The following is a 21,551-nucleotide window of genomic DNA, read 5'->3' as shown; positions in this document are numbered from 1 at the left end:
CCGAAGCAGCAACAAAAAAAGAGCCCCGCTTTCAACTGGCGGGGCTCTTTTTTACTCTTTTTACTTAATACTAGTAGTTGAGTAACTCTTCCATGGCAGCAGCTACTTTATCAGGATTAGGCAGCATCATCTTTTCGAGCTCCACATTCAAAGGTATAGCCGGCAGGTTGGCGGCCCCCAGGGTATAGACAGGCGCATCGAGCTGCTGAAAGCAATCTTTGGAGATACGACCGGCCAGAGACTCGGCAAATGAGTTCATCAAAGGTTCTTCGGTAAGCACCAGCGCTTTGCCATGGCGGCGAACCGAAGCAATCACGGCCTCAAAATCAAGCGGGTTGAGCGTACGCAGATCCAGGATTTCAACGCTACCCTGGAAGTTTTTAGCGGCTGTTTTGGCCCAGTACACGCCCATGCCATAAGTGATTACGGTCATGGAATTGCCCATGCGTATCTCTTCTTTGCTGGCGTACTGCACTACGTTGGCCTTACCAAGTGGCAGAATGTAGTTTTCATCCGGTTCTACCGTTTTGGCGTCTTCCGTACCGGCTACCTTTGACCAGTACAGGCCTTTATGCTCGAGCATGATCACTGGGTTTGGATCGAGGAAGGCGGCTTTCATAAGGCCTTTCATGTCGGCGGCGTTGCTTGGGTATACTACTTTGATGCCCCGAATGGTGAGCAAGTTAGACTCGATGCTGCCCGAATGGTACGGCCCTCCACCGCCATAGGCGCCAATCGGCACACGGATCAGCGACTGGATCGGGAATTTGCCCATCGACAGGTAGCAGCTCTTCGAAAGCTCTTCCACTAACTGGTTCATACCTGGCCAGATGTAGTCGGCAAACTGAATCTCCACGATTGCTTTGGCGCCCACTGCCGACATGCCTGCTGTGGAGCCCACAATGTAAGCCTCCTGGATGGGGGTATTGAAAACGCGGGCATCACCGTATTTTTTGGCAAGCAGCGCAGCTTCGCGGAACACGCCGCCCAACTCTCCACCCACGTCCTGTCCGTAGAACAAGGCTTCCGGGTAAGTGCGCAGTATGTCATCCACGGCGTGCAGGGCAGCGTCTACCATAATGGCTTTGTCGGCACCAGACGGGCTGCGCTCGCCTTTTTCTTCAGTTACCGGTGTTGGGGCAAATTCGTGCTGGTTAAAGGTAGCCGGATCGGGCACCGGAGCATCTAGTGCTCGCTGGTAATCAGCCGCAACAGCCTTCTGAGCTTCATTTTCAAGCCACTGTATTTCTTCAGAAGTCACATCAGCCTCTAGCAAAGCCTGGCGCAGTTTCGGGATCGGGTCGTTGACGCTGTGCTCCTGCAGGTTCTTGCCACGGTACCACTCACGGCGCACGCCTGAGGTATGGTGACCCAGCAACGGCACTTTAGCGTGCACCAGGATCGGCTTGCGCACCTCCCGGGCATACTCAAAGGCTACCCGCATGCCTTCATAAGACTCAGTAAAATCGGAGCCGTTCACACGCAGGCGCTCCATTCCTTTAAAGCCAGCGGCGTATTCGTAGGCATCCATGGCGCGCATCTCTTTGCCTGTGGCCGAAATGCCCCAGTCGTTGTCCTGCACCAGGTATACGATGGGCAGGTTCTTGAGCACCGCCATTTGAAAGGCCTCAGCCACTTCACCTTCTGTTACAGAGCCATCACCCAGTGAGCAAAGCACCACTGGCTTCTCCTCGGTATTCGTGAGCCCTTGCGACTCCAGGTAAGCAATGGCGTGGGCCATGCCGGTGGCAGGTATAGCCTGCATACCGGTGGCAGAACTTTGGTGTGGTATGGTCGGGAAGCCCTCGCGGCGCAGGGAGGGGTGCCCGTAGTAGGTTCGCCCGCCGGAGAACGGATCGTCGGCTTTTGCCATGAGCTGTAGCATGAGCTCGTAGGGCTGCATGCCGATGCCCAGCAACACAGAGTCGTCGCGGTAGTAGAGCGAGGCGTAGTCGTAAGGCTTTAGCTGGAAGGCGGCCGCCAACTGAATGGCTTCGTGCCCGCGCGAGGTGCTGTGGACGTATTTACTGCAGATTGTTTTATTTTCCTCGTAGGTGTCTGCCATTGTTTTGGCAGTTATCATCAGGCGGTAGGCTTTCTTAAGAATGCTCGTGTCAATCTTAAAAGCCTCCATAAGTTCTTTTGACATAGGTTGCGCGTAGTTATTGGACGAAGTTAAGGAAAAAAGACCTTTTTCTGAAATCCTTACGAATGTTCGGTAGAGCGGGCTTTATTTGGTAATTTTGGGCTTCCTTGACAAAGGATTTATTGACAATGGACAAAAGACTTTCTTGTTGCTGATCTGGATTGATAATCCGAAACTACCTGTTTTGCGGGCTAATAAGCCGTCAGTTTGCTAGTTGCATCAGCTTTTCTAAAGAGGATTACTAATCTGCCGGTAAAGTACTTTCAGATTAAAAGTCCGACAGAGCTTCAGGGCGGTTTTATTAAGTTAACAAGTCTTTCGCCAAATTGTCCTTTCTATGTGTCAAAGTAATTACAGCGAAAAATGTTCAGAGAAGAAGTTGAAGCTTTTATGCGCCAGTTCCAGCTGGATCTGGTGCGCGACCTAGAGCACTGCGATGGCGGCGCCACATTCCAGAAAGATGAGTGGCAGCACGAACAAGGGGGTGGCGGCATTTCCCGTATCATTGAAAACGGCAACGTGCTTGAGAAAGGCGGTGTCAACTTCTCGGCAGTGCAGGGCGAGCTCTCTCCGCAATTCCTGAAAATGCTGCAAATGCCCGATCCAAAGTTCTTCGCGACAGGTGTTTCGGTGGTGATGCATCCGCACAGCCCGATGGTGCCCATCACGCACATGAACGTGCGCTACTTTGAGGCCGGCAACGGTACGGCCTGGTTTGGCGGTGGTATCGACCTCACCCCAATTTACGTGGATGTGAAACAGGCGCGTGAATTTCATGAGGCCATGAAAGCCGTGTGCGACAAGCACCACCCCTCCTATTATGCGGAGTTCAAGAAGTGGGCCGATGATTATTTCTACAATGAGCACCGCCAGGAAACCCGAGGCGTGGGTGGTATCTTCTTCGACCGCCTGATGGCAACCGACGAGATCAGCCTGGAGCAGCGTTTTGCCTTTGTGCGCGATGTGGCCTATGCTTTTGCGCCTTTCTATACCAAGATCATTAACGAGAACCGTAACCTGCCTTATACCGAGCGGGAGAAACAATGGCAGCTCATCCGCAGGGGCCGCTATGTGGAGTTTAACCTCGTGTACGACCGGGGCACTAAATTCGGACTGGCCACCAATGGGCGTATAGAGTCCATCCTGATGAGTCTGCCGCTGCACGCTTCCTGGGTATACAACCACCAGCCGGAACCGGGCGGACCGGAAGAAAAGACGCTCAGCTATCTGAAGAAGGACATTGACTGGATCAATATCAAGTAAGCATGCTCGATCAACTGGAGAAACTCGACCAGGAGCTGTTCCTATACCTGAACGATCAACAATCTCCGTTCTGGGATACGGTCATGGTAACGGTCTCAAATAAGTATTTCTGGATTCCCTTTTACCTGCTGCTGATCGGTTACATCGTCTGGCGCTACAAATTGCAGAGCATCCCGATGCTGCTGATGGCGGTAGTAGGTATAGGGCTGGCCGATTATGTGGCCTCGGGCATCTTCAAACCTTATTTTGCCCGTTTGCGTCCTTGCCACGACCCGGAGCTCTCGGCCATGGTGAATCTGGTGCAGGGTTGTGGTGGTCAGTTTGGTTTTCTGTCGTCGCACGCCTCCACGGGTTTTGCGCTGGCGGTGTTCTTCAACCTGATCCTCTCCGACCGCTACTTCATTTTCAAAATATTACTGGTGCTTTGGGCCGTGGTGGTATCCTATAGCCGCATATACCTGGGCGTGCATTATCCGGGCGATGTGGTAGGAGGCGCCTTGGTTGGTACTGGCACGGCTATGCTGGCGGTGGTTGGCTATCGGCTGTGGCTTCAAAAATATACCCGCTTTCAGCACAAACCTTTGTCATAATCCGCTGTTTCTGTCGTATTGTTAGAACAGCTGATTTCCGGACTTGCAATTACAACACTTTCTATACCTGTTTCTGCCACTTTTCCTGTTGTCTGTGCTGCCGGCACGGGCGCAGGATACCTTTGTGCTGCGTGGCCGTGTGCTCGATGCCGCCACCACAGAGCCCTTGGCCGGCGCCTTCATCAGCTTGAAAGAGCAACCCGCCATTGGCACAGTGTCGGAACCCGATGGCAGGTATAGTCTATTGGCCCCGGCCGGCAGCTATACCCTGATTATTCGCTACATCGGTTACGAAAGCCAGGAAATGTCGCTGCAACTCTACCGCAACGAAACGCTGGATCTGCTGCTGGAGCCTGCCACCTACAGTACCCGCGAAGTGGAGGTAATCGGCACACGTTTTAAACCCATCACCCAAACCGCCACTATGGGCGAGCTCGACATCCCAATGCAAGCAGTCAAGACCCTGCCGGTTTTGTTTGGTGAGACTGACATTATGAAAACCGTGCAGCTGATGCCAGGCGTGCAGTCTGGCGGAGAAGGCAACACGGGGTTTTATGTGCGCGGCGGCGGATCCGACCAGAACCTGATTCAGCTTGATCAGGCGGTGGTGTATAATCCGGGGCATTTGCTCAACTTTTTCTCGGTCTTCAACAGCGACGCCATCAGCAACGCCACCATGATCAAAGGCAATATGCCGGCCAGGTATGGCGGGCGCCTCTCGTCGGTACTGGATGTGGAGCTGCGCGAAGGCAGTCCGGACAGTTTGCAGGCAGAGGGCGGCATTGGGCTGATCGCCTCCCGCCTAACGCTGCAGGGCCCGCTGGTGAAAGACAAGGCCGCCTTTATTTTCTCGGCCCGGCGCACCTATGTGGATGTTTTGTTCGGCCCTTTTCTGCGGAATACAGAGCAGGGTGGCGTGCCCTATCATTTCTATGATTTCAACGGAAAACTTTCCTATAGCTTATCGCCTAAAGATAAGCTATACCTGAGCGGCTACTATGGGAAAGACGTGGGCTCGCTGAAACTATCATCCGGACGCTTTGTGGCTGATTTCCAATGGGGAAACGCTGCTGCCACCGTTCGCTGGCAGCACCGGTTCTCAGACAGGCACACCATGGAGGTTTCGGGTATACTGAGCGATTATGCCTTTGATTTTACCTGGGATTTCGCTGATATCACGACCGGTCTGGAAACCGGCGTGCGGGACTATTCCGCCAAGGTCGATTTTGTGTACACTCCTTCCGCACGGCACCAGCTTGAATATGGCTTGCAGTACACCCACCATACCTTGCGCCCCCGCACTGGCAGTGCCGAGACAGCCGAAGGCGATGTTTTCTCCACCGGCCGAATCCTTTCCAAATCGGCCCATCAGGCAGCCCTATACCTGTCTGACGATTGGAACATCACCGACCGGCTTTTGCTGAGTGCAGGTATACGAGGCAGTTATTTTGCGCAGATCGGTCCTTTTACCTTGTATGAATTCGATGAGAATGAACGGGCTACAGATTCGCTGCAGTATGCTTCTGGGGAGCGTGTGAAGACTTTTCAGGCGCTGGAGCCACGATTTTCGGCCCGCTATACCTTAACGGCGGCTTCGTCTATCAAAGCCAGTTATACCCGTTCGGCGCAGTACCTCCACCTGGTCTCCAATGCCTATACCACACTGCCGCTGGATGTTTGGGTGCCGAGTTCAGCCCTTGTGGAACCGCAACGCGCGACGCAGTACGCAGTAGGGTATTTCCAGAGTTTTAAACAGAATATGTTCGAAGGGTCGGTGGAGCTTTACTACAAAACCATGGAAAACCAGCTGGAGTACCGCGAGGGCTTTGTCGCCGGGCCTAGCAACCGTGACCTGGAATATGAATTTGTGCGTGGCAGTGGCGAATCGTATGGGGCGGAGTTTTTTCTGCGCAAGAACTACGGCGAGCTACAGGGTTGGGTCGGCTATACCTTATCGCGCACCGACCGAACCTTCCCCGACATCAACCAGGGACGCACTTTTCCTGCCCGCTTCGACCGCCGCCACGATGTGTCGGTGGTGGCCACCTATACCTTAGGCCCCCGCTGGACTTTTGGCGGCAGCTTTGTCTACGGCACCGGGCAGGCGACCACCATGCCCGAACGGCGCTACCTGATAGAGGGAACAGTCAATTACCAGTACGGCGACCGCAACAGCTTCCGGATGGAGCCCCTGCACCGCCTCGACCTTTCGGCTACGCTGGAAGGAAAACAATACATGAGACTGCAATCGAGCTGGACCTTTGCGATTTACAATGTGTATGGACGTCGCAACCCATTTCTGTACTTCATCGACAGTGAGGGAACGCCCTACAGTAATGACACAAAAGTGCAGGCCAAAAAAGTATCACTGATCCCTTTCCCGTTGCCCTCTGTCACTTGGAACTTTAAATGGTAAGTTTATGAAAATCAGAATCTGGCTTCTGTTATGGATCATTTCTTCCCTCCTCGCCTGCGAAGAGAATTTGACCCTTGATATACCTGCTGGCGAGGAGCAACTGGTGGTAGAAGGGCATATAGAGCAAGATGCGCCTCCTGTAGTTGTACTCACACGCAGCATGCCTGTTTTCGCGGGGTTTTCGCCTGCTGATCTGGAAGGTAGTTTTGTGCATGGCGCGCAGGTAGTGGTGAGCTCAGGTGGGAAAAGCTATACCTTGAAAGAATTGCCTGCCGCTGCCTTCTGGCCTGAGCTGCGCCGGGTGGTGTCGGAGCAGTATGCTATACCTGAGGCACAACTGACTGGCGGCAGTAAGTTTGTTTTTTATGTCTATACTTCCGAAGAGTTGAAGGGCGAAGTCGGTAGAAGTTACCAGTTGCGCATCAGCCACGAAGGCAAAGTGCTTACCTCCTCCACGACAATTCCCCAACTAAATCCGCTTCAAGAACTCTTTCTGCAGCTACATCCTGACCCTAAGCAGGACAGTCTGTTTACACTCTTTTATCGCTACCAGGATCCCGACACATTGGGTAACAGTATCCGTTATTTCACCAAGCGCAACAGTGAGCCTTTCTACCCAGGTTACTTTACCTCTGTATTTAACGACGAATTGATTAACGGTGTGCGTAGCCTGAGTTTCCCGCTGGACCGGGGCGAACCACGCGGGCAAGAAGTAGATCTGGACACCTACAGCTATTTCGGTAAAGGCGATACGATCGTGGTGCGCTGGGCTGCGGTCGATCTGTCTCATTATCGTTTTTGGTATACCCTGGAGAATGAGCGCAACAACAACGGGTCCCCAATCGGGTCGCCCAACACGACGCGGTCAAATATTAACGGCGGATTGGGTATATGGGGCGGCTACGGCGTTACCTATCACCGGATTGTAGTGGAGTAACGGTTAAGCTTTCCCAAGCAACCTAGCAACATACTTCCCGATGATATCAAACTCCAGGTTGACCGTAGAACCCGGTTTCACCTGGTGCAGGTTGGTATGCTCATAAGTGTACGGGATGATTGCTACAGAAAAACGATCCTCTTTGGAGTTCACAACCGTCAGGCTAATCCCATTGACAGTAACAGAACCCTTCTCCACGGTTACATTTCCTAAAGTCGGGTCGTAGCGGAAGGTAAAGAGCCAACTTCCATTTTGGTCTTCTACAGACTCGCAAACCGCCACCTGATCCACATGCCCTTGCACAATGTGCCCGTCAAAACGTCCGTTTGCCGTCATGCAGCGCTCCAGGTTCACTTTGTCCCCAACTTGCAGGCTGTTGAGGTTAGTTTTTTGAAGTGTTTCGTCAATGGCTGTTACGGTATAATAATTCTCAGCGATGTTCACGACGGTCAGGCAAATGCCGTTGTGGGCCACGCTCTGGTCGATCTGCAGCTCATGCGTGAATGGGGCCGACAAAGTGAAATGCTTGTTCGTGCCCTCTTCCGAAATGGCCTGTACCTGGCCCATACCTTCTATTATACCTGTAAACATGTCGTCTGGAATTGTTTGTATACAAAATTAGCTACGATTTAGCTCAAAAACACGGTCACGCCGAGGGAAATCGGCACGATGGAAGAGATTATTATGCGATCGGGTTAGGTAACTCTGGGCAGGTATGCTTATTTTCGCATACACGAGCTTTGCGATGGGCCCCCTGTAGGCCTAAACCTGTATCAGAACAGCTCGTGTAATATTTGAAAGTATTCAGACTCAAAGGGAAATGCAGACAGATTTGTACAAACACAAAGGCATGCGCCGCGCCTTGGTAAAACAGTTGAGAGACAAAGGTATACGCGATGAACGGGTGTTGGCGGCAATCGAAACAGTACCCCGGCACTTCTTTTTTGAGAAAGCCTTTCTGGAGCAGGCTTACCAGGACAAAGCCTTCCCAATCGGTGAAGGACAAACCATTTCTCAACCCTACACCGTTGCCTTTCAAACCGAATTATTGAGGCTGCAACCCACAGACAAAGTGCTGGAGATCGGCACCGGCTCGGGTTATCAGTGTTGCGTATTGCTGCAGATCACGCCTAAAGTATATACTATCGAATACAACAAGCCACTTTACGACAAGGCCGTGAAGTTCTTCAGAACCTACGGGTTATTTCCCCACACCTTCCATGGCGATGGCTCGCAAGGGCTGCCGGCACACGCGCCTTTTGACAAGATCATCGTGACGGCCGGTGCCCCCGGTATACCTAAAACACTTGTGAGCCAACTCAACATCGGTGGCATACTGGTAATTCCGGTCGGTGGTGAATCGAGTCAGAAAATGTTGCGCATTACCCGCACCTCCGAAAGCGAGTTCACGCAGGAAGAGTTCGCTGACTTTAAGTTTGTGCCTCTGCTTGGTAAATCAGGTTGGGACAAGTCCTCATTATAAGACAGCATAAAACCAGCTAAATTGATACGCAGCTTTTTGTTTGCGCTCCTGTCTCCTATCTTTGCGACAGAATTTATAGAACTCACATGCGTAAACAGAAAAAAGTAAGCGAATCCTACGTGATCATGACCGAATTGGTATTGCCGAACGATACCAACACCCTGCACAACCTGATGGGCGGCAAAATGATGCACTGGATGGATATTGTGTCGGCCATCGCCGCTCAGAAGCACTCCAACCGCATTGTGGTAACCGCTTCAGTAGACAACGTTTCGTTCGCAGAGAGCATCAAGCTAGGAAACGTAGTCACCTTGGAGGCCAAAGTTACGCGTGCCTTTTCTTCTTCTATGGAAGTGCACATTGTGGTGTATGCCGAAGATATCCCATCCGGTAAGAAAGTCATGTCGAACCAAGCCTTCTTCACGTTTGTAGCTGTAGACCAGTCCGGCAAGGCGATTGATGTGCCGGAGGCCGTGCCGGAAACAGAGGAGGAGATCAGGTTGTACGATGGTGCGCTGCGCCGCCGACAGTTGCGCTTGGTGTTGGCAGGACGTATGAAACCGAGTGAAGCCAATGAATTGCGCTCCATCTTTGATCTAAAGGAAGATCAGGAATAAGCTTACCTAAACGAATGACAGCACTGACCCCAGAAGAACTGAACAGCGATTTTCTCCGCCACTTTTTGCCGGAGACGCTTTACTTGATTCCCGAAGAAAACTTCGGTGAGGTTAGTGCTGCTATACCTGCGCCGGTGGCAGAAGAAACTGCTATACCTGTTGTTGTTCCGGATACGCATGAAACGCCTGTTGTAGCTGACAACCGGTCTGCCCCAACTGCAGCCGCTATACCTAAATTGCCGAAAGTTGAAAAAGTAGCGGAACCGAAGACATTTGAAGTGATCGGTGAGAACCGCAAGGGCCTGGTCGTGCTGGTTACTTTACCGGGCACCGCGTTCAAAGCGCTGCCTCAGTCCGAATTCCTGATCAAGATTCTGGCTGCGATCGGTTTTGGCCCTGCTGATGTGGCCTTCGTAAATAATGTTTCGGGTGCGACTACTAAGTTTGAAACACTTTCCGCCACACACCGCACAAACTACATTCTGAGTTTTGCCAGCCGACTGGACACAGAGCTGCCACACGAAAAGTTCACGCTCTACAATCCCGTGCTGGTGGGTAATGTGCCTGTGGTTTTCTCGCAGTCTCTGGCCGTGCTAGACGGAGATAAGGACCAGAAGAAATTGCTGTGGGGTGCCCTGCAGCGTGTATTTAAGAAATAGAAAGTGCTATACCTAATGTCTAAGTACCTTGTTTTTATAGGTATGTACCGCACAAAGTATCTTTGATTCAGAGTTGATCTATAAATGAAAAGCCCCTCCGATCAGGAGGGGCTTTTCTTATTTCAATTGCTTAAAATAAACCTTAGTTTACGAGCGATGCAATTTTAGCTTCCAACTCCTCTCCTCTCAGCCCTTTTGCGATTATTTTACCTTCCTTGTCGAGTAGGATGGTTTGCGGGATCGCATCAACCTGATACAGTTGAGCGGCGGCGCTTTCCCAACCTTTCAGATCGGATACCTGCGGCCAGGTCAGTTTGTCATCGGCAATTGCTTTCAACCACTTCTCACGCGACTGGTCGAGCGACACCCCAAAAATCTCAAAGCCTTTATCCTTGTACTTGTTGTACATCTTCACAACATTCGGATTTTCTTTGCGGCAGGGAGCGCACCAACTGGCCCAGAAGTCGATCAGCACATACTTGCCTTTGAGCGAAGAGAGTGCAATCTCGCCTCCTTCTGGCGTTGGAAGCTTAAAGTCAGGTGCCACAGAGCCGATAGCGGTTGTGCGCAGCGAACTGAGGCGTTCCGTCAGTGTTTTCGTATACCTTGACTCCGGTATGTGCTGGGTATAAAGCGTGAGCATGCTATCAGCAAAGGCAAAGTCCAGCTGCGGGTTGACAAGGCTCAGCGTACCAAAAGCCGAAACGATCGAGTTTGGATGTTTGGCGATAAAACTCTTAACATCTTTCTGCAGATTCAAATACTGCTGTCTATATCCTTCAGCTTCCTCGGTTTTGCCTTCCGACATGGCACGGTTAAACTGCTCGCTCAGCGCCATTTCTTTCTGACGGTTCTCGGTCACCATTTTATTCAGTTGCTGGAAAAGCTCTGAATCTTCTGAGTTCTCGAACTTAGCCGTGCTGTTCAGATCGCGTGCATCGGCTTGCACCTTAATAGCTTTATTCTCCAAAACCATCATCATCGCATTCTGCTGGTCAAGCCCAAGTCGGTACAAAGTAGGTTCAGAAACCTCCCCTTGAAAAGTGAATGTGCCATCCTGACTAATATCAGCCGTATCGCGGGCGATAAACTGCTGCTCTCCTAGTTCAAACAGAAAAATCTGACCTGGCGTGGCGTTCTGCAGTCTTCCTTCAATGGTATAAGCACTGCCATTTGTAGCGGATTTGTTACCCTGGCAACTGGCCATAAGCGCAGCCGCTGAAGCCAGTACTACATACTTCTTTAGGTTCATATGTTTATTCATTGACTGTTTGACAAAGGATCAAGTCAGGTTTTCTATTAAAATCTGAAAACCCTGTGTTTTGACATCTTTGGTTGAAGCTTTAAGAAAGCGCCTCCTTCATCTTTTGTCAAAACATCTTGTGTCCGAACTAGTTAAGCTTTGAGTCCTTCCTGCAACAAATTGTTTGCCGCTTTCGGGTCGGCTTTGCCTTTGGTTTTCTTCATGATCTCGCCCATGAACATACCAATAAGCGACTGCTTTCCAGCCTTGTACTCTTCCACTTTTTGAGGATTGGCAGCAAGTACTTCAGCTACGATCGCTTTTAGTGCATCAGAATCAGATTCCTGCAGCAGGTTCTGCTCCTCCGCTACCTGGTGTGCCGGTATACCAGGGTTTTCCAGCATGTATGGGAAGATCTTCTTGGCAGCTACAGAGTGGCTTACCTTGTTCTCGTCCACCAGCGTGATGATCTCGGCAATGGCGTGCGGCTGCAGCGGGAAGTCCTTAATGTGCAGTTGCAGTTCGTTCAGGTATGACTTCACAGGACCCGTTACCCAGTTGGCGGCACCTTTATAATTCTTGGTGTGCTTACACAGCTCGTCGTAGTAGAGCGCAATTTCTTTTGCGTCGGTCAATACACCTGCGTCATACTCTGACAAGCCAAACTCCTGCGTAAAGCGCTTGTATAGCTCCTGTGGCAGGCTCGGCATGGTGGCTTTGATACGCTCCAACCACTCCTGTTCAATTACCAATGGCGGCAGGTCTGGCTCGGGGAAGTAACGATAGTCGTTGAGCGTCTCCTTAGAGCGCATGGCTGTTGTTGTGCCTGTATTCGCGTCGAAGTTGCGTGTCTCAGAATCGATCTTGCCGCCATTCTCGATCACCATGATCTGGCGCTCTATTTCATGCTCGATGGCACGCTGCACGTTGCGGAACGAGTTCATGTTCTTCACCTCCACCTTGGTACCCCAAAGCGGAGAGTCTTTCAGCATCACCGAAATGTTGGCGTCACAGCGCAGCGAGCCTTCTTCCATGTTACCGTCGCAAATTTCGAGGTAGCGCACCAGTCGGCGAATTTCCGTCAGGTAGTTGTAAGCTTCCTCCGAATCACGGATGTCCGGCTCCGAAACGATCTCGATCAAAGGGACACCAGCACGGTTCAGGTCGATGAGCGTTTCCGTCTCGCCTGCCAGGTGCATGGACTTACCCGCGTCTTCTTCCATGTGGATGCGTGTGATGCCAATGCGCTTGTCATTGCCTTCTGCGTCTTTTACCACCAGGTGACCAGCCGTACAAACAGGTGTTTTGTCCTGCGTGATCTGGTAGCCCTTCGGAAGGTCCGGGTAAAAGTAGTTCTTGCGGGCGTAGATGTTGTAGCGGGTAATCTCGCAGTTCGTTGCCAAACCCATTTTCACGGCCATCTCCACCACGCTTTTGTTGATGCGCGGCAAGGTGCCCGGGTGGCCCAGTGTGATCACGCTTAGGTTGGTATTCGGCATCACGCCATACTCTGTAGAGTCCGACGAATAGGCCTTGCTCTCCGTCAACAGCTGGGCGTGTACTTCCAGACCGATGATTGCCTGGTATTTGTCTCTTATCTCTTTATCCATGATGCTTATCGCAAGAATACTTATCCTGATGAATATGACTATTTATCTTTGCTACTGCTATTAGAATAGCTTACTTATGTCTGAAATGATCACGAAAACCATTGCAACAACAATAAGATTAAAGAATAGCATACCGAACAGGTATAAAAGTTTCTGATTCTTATAACTCTCCTTTTTAAGGTAACTCTTCACAATATAAATCAAACCTACTGGTGCAATGGCAAACGCCAGTAAAGCAGGTACTCCCACTAGTAAGTCCATTAAGTAATACCCTTGCAAGTCGAAGGCCCTTAAGGCTATAGACATAAGGACGGCCGCTCCAAAGGAATACCAAATGACCTTGTATAGTGCTTTTGCTTTATGTAAATAAGGAGCTTCCAAGCTTTATCTGTTATGCCAACAAGCTTTTAACGAGCTCCTGCGCCTTCGTAGGGACTGCCTGCAGGCCAGCAACTTCCTTACCACCGGCCGTAGCATAAAACGGCTGTCCGCCACCGCCGCCTTTAATCTCCTTGGCGAGTTCACGCACCATCTGGCTAGCGTTCAGCTTACGGTCAGACACCAGGTTGTCTGACAGCATCACCGCAATCTGTGGCTTACCGTCGATTTCAGCGGCCAGCACCAGCACCAGGTTTTCTATTGCCTGACGCATGTCGAATGCCAATTTCTTCAGGTAGTCAGCTGTGCTGACATCTACTTTCTCGGCCACGAAGTTCACGCTGTCGATGGACTGTGCTTTCTGCACCAGACTTTCTTTAAGTGAAGTCAGTTGCTTCAGCTCAAATTGCTCGAGCTGCTTCTGCAGGGCTTTGTTGTCTTCCTGCAGCTTCTGCACAGCACCGGATATGTTACTGTGTGTGCCCAGCACTTCGCGTACCGCATTCAGCTCGTTCAACTGTTGCTGCATGTATTCCTCGGCCGATGCTGCTGTGGTAGCCTCAATACGGCGCACGCCTGCAGCTACAGAGCTTTCAGAGAGTATCTTGAAATAGCCAATCTCGCCGGTATTGTACACGTGCGTACCGCCGCAAAGCTCTACGGAGTGGTCACGGTCAAAAGCGATCACACGTACAAACTCGCCATACTTCTCACCGAAGAGCGCCATGGCGCCCATCTCTTTGGCCTCGGCAATCGGAATGTTCCGCTGTTCTTCCAAAGGGATTGCCTGGCGCACACGCTGGTTCACGATCGTTTCTACTTCACGCAGCTGCTCGTCAGTAACTTTAGAGAAGTGTGAGAAGTCGAAGCGCAGTACTTTTTCGTTTACCAGGGATCCTTTCTGCTGCACGTGCTCACCTAAAACTTTACGTAAAGCGGCGTGCAATAAGTGTGTAGCCGAGTGGTTCTTACGAATCAGGTTGCGGCGCTCAAAGTCCACTTCGCTTCTGAAAGTAGCCTCCACATGTTGTGGCAATTTAGAAGTGATGTGCAGGATCAGGTCGTTCTCCTTTTTGGTGTCCAGTACCTCGATCTGCTCGGTCGCAGAAATCAGGTAGCCTGTGTCTCCTACCTGTCCGCCGCTCTCGGCATAGAAAGGCGTGCGATCCAGCACGATGTGGTACTCGCTCTTGTTCTTAGTTTTCACCTGACGGTAGCGCACAATATGCGAGTCCGCTATGTCATGTTCGTAACCCAGGAACTCTGTTTCCACGTCCGGCTGAATGATCACCCAGTCGCTTTGCTCTTGCGCGGAAGCGTTGCGGGAGCGGTTCTTCTGCTGCTCCATTTCCACCCCGAAACCAGCTTCGTCTACCTTCAGGCCTTTTTCACGGGCAATCAGGGCAGTCAGGTCCAGCGGGAAACCGAAGGTATCGTACAGTTCGAAGGCAGTTTTGCCATCGATGGTGTTATTGTTCTCTCTGAATTTAGCTTCTAAAGCATCCAGGCGCTTCAAACCGTTCTCGAGCGTACGCAGGAAAGCATTTTCTTCCTCCTCAATCACACGCTGCACAAAGCTCAACTGTGCCTTTAGTTCTGGGAATACATTCTCCATCTGGTCCGCTAACACGGCAGCCAGTTTGTACAGGAAAGGCTTCTTGAAGTCCAGGAAAGTGAAGCTATACCTGACCGCACGGCGCAGGATACGACGAATCACGTAGCCTGCCTTGTTGTTGGACGGCAACTGTCCGTCCGAAATGGCAAAGGCAATGGCACGTATGTGGTCGGCCATTACGCGAATGGCTATGTCTGTCTTTTCGTTTTCGCCATAAACCACACCCGCCTCTTTAGCGATGAACTGGATCAGCGGTTGGAACACATCGGTGTCGTAGTTGGAACGCTTGCCCTGGATGGCCATGCACAAACGCTCGAAGCCCATACCTGTATCGACGTGCTGCGCAGGCAGTTTCACCAGCGAGCCATCCGCCAAACGGTTGAACTCCATAAATACGTTGTTCCAGATTTCGACAACCTGCGGATGATCAGCATTCACGAGTGTTTTGCCGTCTACCTGCGCACGCTCTTCGGCCGTACGCAAGTCAACGTGAATCTCCGAGCACGGACCGCAGGGACCTGTATCGCCCATCTCCCAGAAGTTGTCCTTTTTGTTGCCCATCAGGATGCGGTCTTCCGCGATCATCGACTTCCAGATGTCATAGGCATCCTGGTCCATCGGCAGGTTCTCCGAATCGTCGCCCTGAAACACCGACACATACAGCCTGTCTTTCGGCAGCTGGTATACCTCTGTGAGCAGCTCCCAAGACCAGGCCAAGGCTTCTTTCTTGAAATAGTCGCCGAATGACCAGTTGCCCAGCATTTCGAACATGGTGTGGTGGTAGGTGTCGTAGCCTACTTCCTCCAGGTCGTTGTGCTTGCCCGATACGCGCAGACATTTCTGAGTGTCGGCAATGCGCTTGGACGGTGCTGGTTTATTGCCCAGGAAGTAGTCTTTAAAGGGCGCCATACCTGAGTTGATAAACATCAGGGTGGGGTCGTCTTTTACCACAAGGGGTGCCGACGGCACGATCTGGTGCTGCCGTTGCGCGAAGAAGTCAAGAAACTTTTGTCTAATCTCAGCTGAGTTCATCTATGATTATTAAGCCTTTAGATACAATCTGCTATACTTGTTGTTTAATAACAAAAAATATAGAATTTTTGCCTTACAGAAACAGCCCCTTCGGGCATTGCTTACGCGGGCCTGCATTAGGGCAAAAGTAGCAATTTTAGCCGTAATTGTGCGTGCTATACCCGAAAATTAGTGCTGTGCCCCTATACCTTGAAACCGACGCCATGCCTTATAAAGAGAAAGAAATCGAAAAACAGTACTACACCATCGGTGAAGTAGCTGCCATCTTTGACGTTGCTCCCTCGCTGATCCGCTTCTGGGAAACCGAGTTTGAGCAACTTAAGCCCAAGAAAAATAAAAAAGGCAACCGCCAGTACACGGCCAAGGACATTGAAGAACTGCGTTCGGTTTATCATCTGGTAAAAGAGCGTGGTTTTACAATACAGGGCGCTAAGGAGGTTCTGAAGAACAAATCAGTGCAGACCAAGGACAAGATCGAGATAATCAATTCGCTCGAAAAAGTGCGTTCTTTCCTGGTAGGTATAAAAGAACAGCTGAACACCAAAAGCTAAGCCTGCGTACCTTGGTGCATGTCTCACGAAGCCCAGTTTGAAGTTGCCCTTTCGTTTTTGCCTTACGTCGGTGACCAGCTGACGAAGGTGCTGGTGAGCTATTGCGGCTCGGCCAAGGCCGTGTTTGATACGCCTGTGCCGAAGCTGATGAAAGTGCCGGGTGTGGGTGAACGAGTGGCCAAGAGCATACGGGATAACGGTCGTCAGGCATTGCTGGAAGCGGATGAAGTGCTGAAGAAAGCTTCAGACAAGCAGGTAAAATTACTGTTCTATACCTCGCCGCATTACCCAAATCGACTAAAGCAATTACCAGACGCGCCGCCCCTCCTCTACTTTCGGGGCAATTCCGACTTAAACCATCGCCGCATTATTAGCATTGTAGGAACCCGTAAACCAACGAGTTATGGGCAAGGTATAACCGAACGAATTGTCGAAGACCTGAAGCCCTACAATGTCATGATCGTAAGCGGTCTGGCCTACGGCATTGACATTGCCGCTCACCGGGCTGCACTGCAGGCAGGATTACCCACCATTGGCGTAATGGCCTCCGGGCCCGACACGATCTATCCTGGGGTACATAAGAAATACGCAGAGAAGATGCTGGAGCAGGGCGGTGTGATCACCGAAAACACCTTTGGTACTAAACCCGACGCACCCCGCTTTCCGGCCCGCAACCGCATTATCGCCGGCATGTCGGACTGCACCATCGTGATCGAGGCAGCTTTCAAAAGTGGCACCCTGATTACCGCCGACATCGCACATAGCTACGACAAGGAAGTAATGGCCGTACCCGGCAACATCAACTCCCCTATGTCGGAGGGGACCAACTGGCTGATCAAGTCCCACAAAGCTGCTGTGCTGACCTCCACACAAGACCTGATTGAGTTGCTCAACTGGGATGTGGAAGATAAACTGGCCTCTAAACGAGCCGCTGCTATACCTGCCCTCGACCCGGCTGACTTCACAGCGGAGGAAATGCAGGTGCTGCAAGTGCTGATCCAGTCCGGTGAAGAGCAAATGGATAACCTGGGCTGGAAATCACAAGTACCTATAAGTCAACTGGCCTCCGTGCTGCTGTCACTTGAATTTAAAGGGATGGTAAAAGCCATGCCAGGTAAACGGTTTGCCCTGATACGATAGAAATAAGCTCTAACCTTATGTTATTCAGTAGGAATCTTGGTCGCCAGCTTCAAAAGCCACTGCAACTTGCCACCAAGCTTTTTACAAGATGACAGTATGGATTAACAACTCTCAAATTCTTAAACTCTCTAACTCCTAAACTTCCAAACTCCCTTGCTTCTCTTCAACAATGATTTTCTGCCGCGTCAAGATCTGCAGCTGCCTATCTCGAATCGGGCATTTCAGTACAATGATGGCTTTTTTGAAACAATCATGGTCGTGGATGGCAAACTGCGTTTTTGGAACGACCACAAAGCACGCATACGAGAAGCGGCGGCGGCTCTTTACTTGGCTATACCTGATTATTTTTGGGGCGAGGAGCTTGAAGAGAATTTGTTGCAATTGGCCAGGCAGCGAAATGCAGCCAATTTTGGTCGCCTGAAATTGAAGGTATGGCGGGCGGGTGAGGGTTTGTATACCCCTCATACAAATGATATCGAATGGCTGGCAACTGCAGCGCCTACCCAGCCTATACCTTACACAAGTATAAAAGTAGGCATCAGCCAGATGGCAAGAACCTGTTTATCGCCCCTCTCCCATTTTAAAGGCCCTCATGCACCACTTTATGTACTGGCAGGAATAGAGAAGCAGAATAGGAACTTAGACGACATACTCTTACTTAATGCACAAGGCCATGTAGCGGAGTTAATCTCCTCTAATATTTTCTGGCTAAAGGATGGTGTACTTTATACACCTACAGTAGACACTGGCTGCGTGAATGGAATATTGAGGAGAAATATTTTGCGCTGGTGCCAAAATAAAGGTATAGCCGTACAAGAAGTATTGGCAGCACCTGACGAGTTATTGCAAGCCGATATGGTATTTAGTACGAATGTGACAGGTATAAGAAGTATGAAGGAAATAGATACACACACACTGCCAAGCTGCAACGACTGGCTGCAAAATATGAGAGCAGAACTTCAGGTATAGCCAACTTATAAAATCAGAAAAAGTCCGCCCCTGAACAGCGGCAGACTAATCTATACCTCTTAAAGTGTTAGGTTTAAGCCAAGTGAAAAGGTGCGGGGCTGTGGATAGTGACCTCTGTCGATGCCATTGGCGACTTCCGGATCCTGCCCGCTATACCTGGCCAGTACAAAGGCATTTTGTGCCGTGGCATTAACCCGCATTTCCATTTTATTGCCTAGAACTCTCCCAGCGTTGTATCCAAGTTGCAAATATTCCATGCGAAGGAAAGAGGCTTTCTCAAGAAAATGGCTTGATTCAGTATGTGCACTGATCAAACCTGTCGCCAGATAACTTCTGTTAGCATTGGACAGGTACTCCATTTGATCGTTGGCGTATAGCCAACTGCGTTGGGCATTCGCGCGATTATGCACCTGGTTACCAGCCGCACCACGCAAAAGCAAAGACATATCCCACCTTCCATAGGCGCCCTCGGAACTAATGCCATAGTATAGCTTAGGTTGGCTCGAGCCCATTGGATACTTTATAGCATAACCATATTTGCTCCTGTCATAGCCTCCCTGTATGGGTTTGCCATTGCTATCATAGAGGTGTCTATACAAATCAAACACTTGGGCGGGCTCACCCTTAACAAGTGCCAGGCCATAATCATTGTCAGAGAAAGTATACTTATGCACGAAATCCCCGATGCTGGTCACTTCGTTTCTGGCAACTGTAGTATGCAACCCCAGCTTCAAGTTGGCACTGCCTTTCTGAACAACATGATAATGGAGAGCTGTTTCTAAAACGCTTACGCTGAGGCCTCCAACTGCCAGGTAACTGGAGCCGTAGCCACTGCCTACTGAATATCTAAATGGTATAAAAAGGTCACTCGACTTAGTTTGGAAATAACCGAGGTTACCTGATAGCCTGTTGTCCATCAGACCAAAGTCAAGCCCTATGCTCTTTTGGCGTGTTCTTTCTGTGTCCACCAAACTTTGCGGACCAGCAAATCCGTAGTCAATCGGGTTGCCCTGCACCGGCGTCCATAAGGCAGTTCTAAATCTATTGGGTTCATCCACTTTGCTGAACCAACCTACGTCCAATCTAAATTTGAGAAGTGAAATGACGTCAGTACTCGCTAAAAAAGACTCTTTCTTTATGTCCCAGTCAATACCAAGCGCTATTGACCGTTGGCGAAGAATGTCCTCGTCATAATTTACATCAGACAGGTTCCGGAAAGAACCTTTTAAGGTATAGCGGCTATGCAAGGTATAGCCTAGGCTGCCATAATAACTTAGGTTTTCCTGCTTTGTAGTGATACGCTTTCCACGAGAATAAATTAATTCATTCTTGTTTTCTTCTGTAGATTTCGATTCATTCTCCCGCTTGGTCTTTAATAGGCCAACTTTCAAATCGAGCATGCTGCTTATAGCTGGTATAGCCTGATCAAGGGTGACAAATGTTTCATAATAAGTAACATCTGATTTAAGGCGATGCGTAATTAGATCAATAGGACTATTCTGACGGTAGGCCATTTCAGGATAGACCTCGCTACGGTAATCACCTGCTGATTTGACGTGAGCATACCTGTAATTGGTTGTTAATACAGGTAGGAAGTGAAGGCGGTACTGCATATGTGCCTGACCATAGAGCGTTTGAATTTCTTCCCTGTTCTCCTTCTGCTCCAGCAAACTTACCGGGTTGATCTGGCTGCCAATGGCAGAGCCATCCGGACGGGTGTGCGTAAAATAGCCCCCAAAATTGTTATCAGCATACACGGGCTGAGTGGGATCAAAAGCCATCGCTGCAGGTATAGCCCGCTCATCTGCCAAACGTAACGCCTGCCCGGAGCTGTGCAACGAAAGGTTGAAGGTCAGGTGCTTCTGTAACAGGCTAGGCTGCAGATTGATTGCCAGTGAGTTGCGCTTATACCGAGTGGCCTTTAAAATACCATTTTGGTTTACCTGACCGGCTGCTATGCGATACGGAACGGTGCCTAAGGCACCGCTCAGGTTCAGGTTGTGCATCATGCTGAAGCCAGTCCGGTAAATCTCGTCCTGCCAGTCTGTGTCATAATCGCCCAGCAGGTGCTGTTGGTCCGTGTATCGCTCACGAATCAGTTCTCTGAAATCCGCCGCAGAAAAAATGTCAGCTTTCTTACGCAGGCTTGACACCGAACCCGTTGCGTTGTATAGTAGCCGCATTTTATCACTCGTTCTCCCTGATTTTGTCGTGATTATCAGGACACCATTGGCGGCTGCTCCGCCGTAAAGAGCTGTCGCAGCGGCATCTTTCAACAGCGAAACAGTAGCAATATCCTCGGCATTCAGCCAACTCAGGTTGCTTGCATGAAGCGAATGACTAAAAGGATCCAGTAAAACACCGTCAATAACAACTAAAGGGCTATTGTTGCCAAGCAGCGAAGTGCCTGATCGCATTACCATTTCCGCTCCCGTACCAGGTGATCCTCCGGAAGGCACAAGGCGTAACCCGGCAAACTGCCCTATCAGCAACTGCTCTGTATTATAGACCAACCCCTTGTTGAGCTGTTCTTTCGGCACCTGTTGTGCTATTGCCGAGCTTCTGGTCTCTTGGCTTGTATTAGCAGAGTCCGGCAAAGCGGACTGGCTATGGGAGCTTACGGCCCATAAGGTAGCTATCGCAGTTCCCCCGACCTTTATTAATTTGGTAAAGGATAGTAAAGGTTGTTTCAAGAATTTAGATTTAAGTATCGAATATTTTACTAAAATAGCTTTTTCTAGATATCAATCACATTATTTAAATTAATAGGCATCTAACAACCGAATCAGCTATAACGCTCTAGAAGGACTGGTATGCCCCTGAACATTCAGAAGGTATAGACGGAGAGCAGTATCTATGATAAAGGTATGGCTTTGAGGTAGTGTACAAGTGGCTACTTTGT

Annotated in this window: 16 protein-coding genes; 10 read left to right on the top strand and 6 right to left on the bottom strand. The window is 50.3% G+C overall.

Going from position 1 to position 21,551, the window contains the following annotated elements:
* Positions 1–70 precede the first annotated feature (70 nt).
* Positions 71–2,149, bottom strand: coding sequence for an alpha-ketoacid dehydrogenase subunit alpha/beta (locus BD749_RS02175; RefSeq protein WP_218972537.1), 2,079 nt, complete (start codon positions 2,147–2,149; stop codon positions 71–73).
* Positions 2,150–2,509: 360 nt separating this feature from the next.
* On the opposite strand from BD749_RS02175, the gene hemF reads away from it, so the two are divergent.
* Genes hemF through BD749_RS02155 form a run of 4 tightly spaced genes read left to right on the top strand, consistent with a single transcriptional unit; the run spans position 2,510 to position 7,352 of the window.
* Positions 2,510–3,409 carry an oxygen-dependent coproporphyrinogen oxidase gene (gene hemF, locus BD749_RS02170; RefSeq protein ID WP_101442732.1) on the top strand — a complete coding sequence of 300 codons (900 nt, stop codon included), beginning with the start codon at positions 2,510–2,512 and terminating at the stop codon, positions 3,407–3,409.
* Positions 3,410–3,411: 2 nt separating this feature from the next.
* Entirely contained in the window at positions 3,412–3,999 is a 588-nt protein-coding gene (locus BD749_RS02165) for a phosphatase PAP2 family protein (RefSeq protein WP_101442731.1), read from the top strand.
* Positions 4,000–4,042: 43 nt separating this feature from the next.
* Positions 4,043–6,415 (top strand): TonB-dependent receptor, encoded by a 2,373-nt coding sequence (locus BD749_RS02160; RefSeq protein ID WP_101442730.1) that lies wholly within the window; start codon positions 4,043–4,045, stop codon positions 6,413–6,415.
* Between the two features lie 4 nt (positions 6,416–6,419).
* Positions 6,420–7,352, top strand: coding sequence for a DUF4249 family protein (locus BD749_RS02155; RefSeq protein WP_101442729.1), 933 nt, complete (start codon positions 6,420–6,422; stop codon positions 7,350–7,352).
* A 3-nt stretch (positions 7,353–7,355) separates the two neighbouring features.
* On the opposite strand, the gene BD749_RS02150 is transcribed toward BD749_RS02155, so the two are convergent.
* Entirely contained in the window at positions 7,356–7,943 is a 588-nt protein-coding gene (locus BD749_RS02150; protein ID WP_101442728.1) for a riboflavin synthase, read from the bottom strand.
* A 229-nt stretch (positions 7,944–8,172) separates the two neighbouring features.
* Here BD749_RS02150 and BD749_RS02145 point away from each other — a divergent pair, with 229 nt between their 5' ends.
* The 3 genes from BD749_RS02145 (at position 8,173) to BD749_RS02135 (ending at position 10,111) form a co-directional block, all read left to right on the top strand.
* Positions 8,173–8,835 carry a protein-L-isoaspartate(D-aspartate) O-methyltransferase gene (locus tag BD749_RS02145; protein ID WP_101442727.1) on the top strand — a complete coding sequence of 221 codons (663 nt, stop codon included), beginning with the start codon at positions 8,173–8,175 and terminating at the stop codon, positions 8,833–8,835.
* 86 nt (positions 8,836–8,921) lie between these two features.
* Positions 8,922–9,452, top strand: a complete 531-nt coding sequence (locus BD749_RS02140) for an acyl-CoA thioesterase (RefSeq protein ID WP_101442726.1) — start codon at positions 8,922–8,924, stop codon at positions 9,450–9,452.
* 14 nt (positions 9,453–9,466) lie between these two features.
* Positions 9,467–10,111 (top strand): hypothetical protein, encoded by a 645-nt coding sequence (locus BD749_RS02135; RefSeq protein ID WP_101442725.1) that lies wholly within the window; start codon positions 9,467–9,469, stop codon positions 10,109–10,111.
* 142 nt (positions 10,112–10,253) lie between these two features.
* On the opposite strand, the gene BD749_RS02130 is transcribed toward BD749_RS02135, so the two are convergent.
* The 3 genes from BD749_RS02130 to alaS form a co-directional block, all read right to left on the bottom strand.
* Positions 10,254–11,363, bottom strand: coding sequence for a TlpA disulfide reductase family protein (locus BD749_RS02130; RefSeq protein WP_101442724.1), 1,110 nt, complete (start codon positions 11,361–11,363; stop codon positions 10,254–10,256).
* Positions 11,364–11,506: 143 nt separating this feature from the next.
* Complete coding sequence (gene gatB / locus BD749_RS02125; RefSeq protein WP_180336296.1) at positions 11,507–12,964, bottom strand: Asp-tRNA(Asn)/Glu-tRNA(Gln) amidotransferase subunit GatB; 1,458 nt, start codon at positions 12,962–12,964, stop codon at positions 11,507–11,509.
* 391 nt (positions 12,965–13,355) lie between these two features.
* Complete coding sequence (gene alaS, locus BD749_RS02115) at positions 13,356–15,989, bottom strand: alanine--tRNA ligase (RefSeq protein ID WP_101442721.1); 2,634 nt, start codon at positions 15,987–15,989, stop codon at positions 13,356–13,358.
* Positions 15,990–16,192: 203 nt separating this feature from the next.
* On the opposite strand from alaS, the gene BD749_RS02110 reads away from it, so the two are divergent.
* From BD749_RS02110 to BD749_RS02100, 3 genes are all read left to right on the top strand, one after another.
* Positions 16,193–16,540 (top strand): MerR family transcriptional regulator, encoded by a 348-nt coding sequence (locus tag BD749_RS02110; protein ID WP_101442720.1) that lies wholly within the window; start codon positions 16,193–16,195, stop codon positions 16,538–16,540.
* Positions 16,541–16,558: 18 nt separating this feature from the next.
* Positions 16,559–17,680 (top strand): DNA-processing protein DprA, encoded by a 1,122-nt coding sequence (dprA, locus tag BD749_RS02105; protein WP_101442719.1) that lies wholly within the window; start codon positions 16,559–16,561, stop codon positions 17,678–17,680.
* Positions 17,681–17,833: 153 nt separating this feature from the next.
* Entirely contained in the window at positions 17,834–18,649 is an 816-nt protein-coding gene (locus BD749_RS02100) for an aminotransferase class IV (RefSeq protein ID WP_101442718.1), read from the top strand.
* Between the two features lie 59 nt (positions 18,650–18,708).
* On the opposite strand, the gene BD749_RS02095 is transcribed toward BD749_RS02100, so the two are convergent.
* Positions 18,709–21,246 (bottom strand): SusC/RagA family TonB-linked outer membrane protein, encoded by a 2,538-nt coding sequence (locus tag BD749_RS02095; RefSeq protein ID WP_180336295.1) that lies wholly within the window; start codon positions 21,244–21,246, stop codon positions 18,709–18,711.
* Between the last annotated feature and the right edge of the window lie 305 nt (positions 21,247–21,551).

Origin of the sequence: Pontibacter ramchanderi (assembly GCF_002846395.1) — a bacterium.
Classification (GTDB): domain Bacteria; phylum Bacteroidota; class Bacteroidia; order Cytophagales; family Hymenobacteraceae; genus Pontibacter; species Pontibacter ramchanderi.
The sequence above is the reverse complement of the archived record's forward strand: the minus strand, read 5'-3'. Positions and strand labels throughout refer to the sequence as shown.

Bases quoted from the DNA above. Each gene is read 5' to 3' on its own strand.
- BD749_RS02175 (WP_218972537.1), bottom strand. From the start codon at position 2,149: ATGTCAAAAGAACTTATGGAGGCTTTTAAGATTGACACGAGCATTCTT.
- hemF (WP_101442732.1), top strand. From the start codon at position 2,510: ATGTTCAGAGAAGAAGTTGAAGCTTTTATGCGCCAGTTCCAGCTGGAT.
- BD749_RS02165 (WP_101442731.1), top strand. From the start codon at position 3,412: ATGCTCGATCAACTGGAGAAACTCGACCAGGAGCTGTTCCTATACCTG.
- BD749_RS02155 (WP_101442729.1), top strand. From the start codon at position 6,420: ATGAAAATCAGAATCTGGCTTCTGTTATGGATCATTTCTTCCCTCCTC.
- BD749_RS02150 (WP_101442728.1), bottom strand. From the start codon at position 7,943: ATGTTTACAGGTATAATAGAAGGTATGGGCCAGGTACAGGCCATTTCG.
- BD749_RS02145 (WP_101442727.1), top strand. From the start codon at position 8,173: ATGCAGACAGATTTGTACAAACACAAAGGCATGCGCCGCGCCTTGGTA.
- BD749_RS02140 (WP_101442726.1), top strand. From the start codon at position 8,922: ATGCGTAAACAGAAAAAAGTAAGCGAATCCTACGTGATCATGACCGAA.
- BD749_RS02135 (WP_101442725.1), top strand. From the start codon at position 9,467: ATGACAGCACTGACCCCAGAAGAACTGAACAGCGATTTTCTCCGCCAC.
- BD749_RS02130 (WP_101442724.1), bottom strand. From the start codon at position 11,363: ATGAACCTAAAGAAGTATGTAGTACTGGCTTCAGCGGCTGCGCTTATG.
- gatB (WP_180336296.1), bottom strand. From the start codon at position 12,964: ATGGATAAAGAGATAAGAGACAAATACCAGGCAATCATCGGTCTGGAA.
- alaS (WP_101442721.1), bottom strand. From the start codon at position 15,989: ATGAACTCAGCTGAGATTAGACAAAAGTTTCTTGACTTCTTCGCGCAA.
- BD749_RS02110 (WP_101442720.1), top strand. From the start codon at position 16,193: ATGCCTTATAAAGAGAAAGAAATCGAAAAACAGTACTACACCATCGGT.
- dprA (WP_101442719.1), top strand. From the start codon at position 16,559: ATGTCTCACGAAGCCCAGTTTGAAGTTGCCCTTTCGTTTTTGCCTTAC.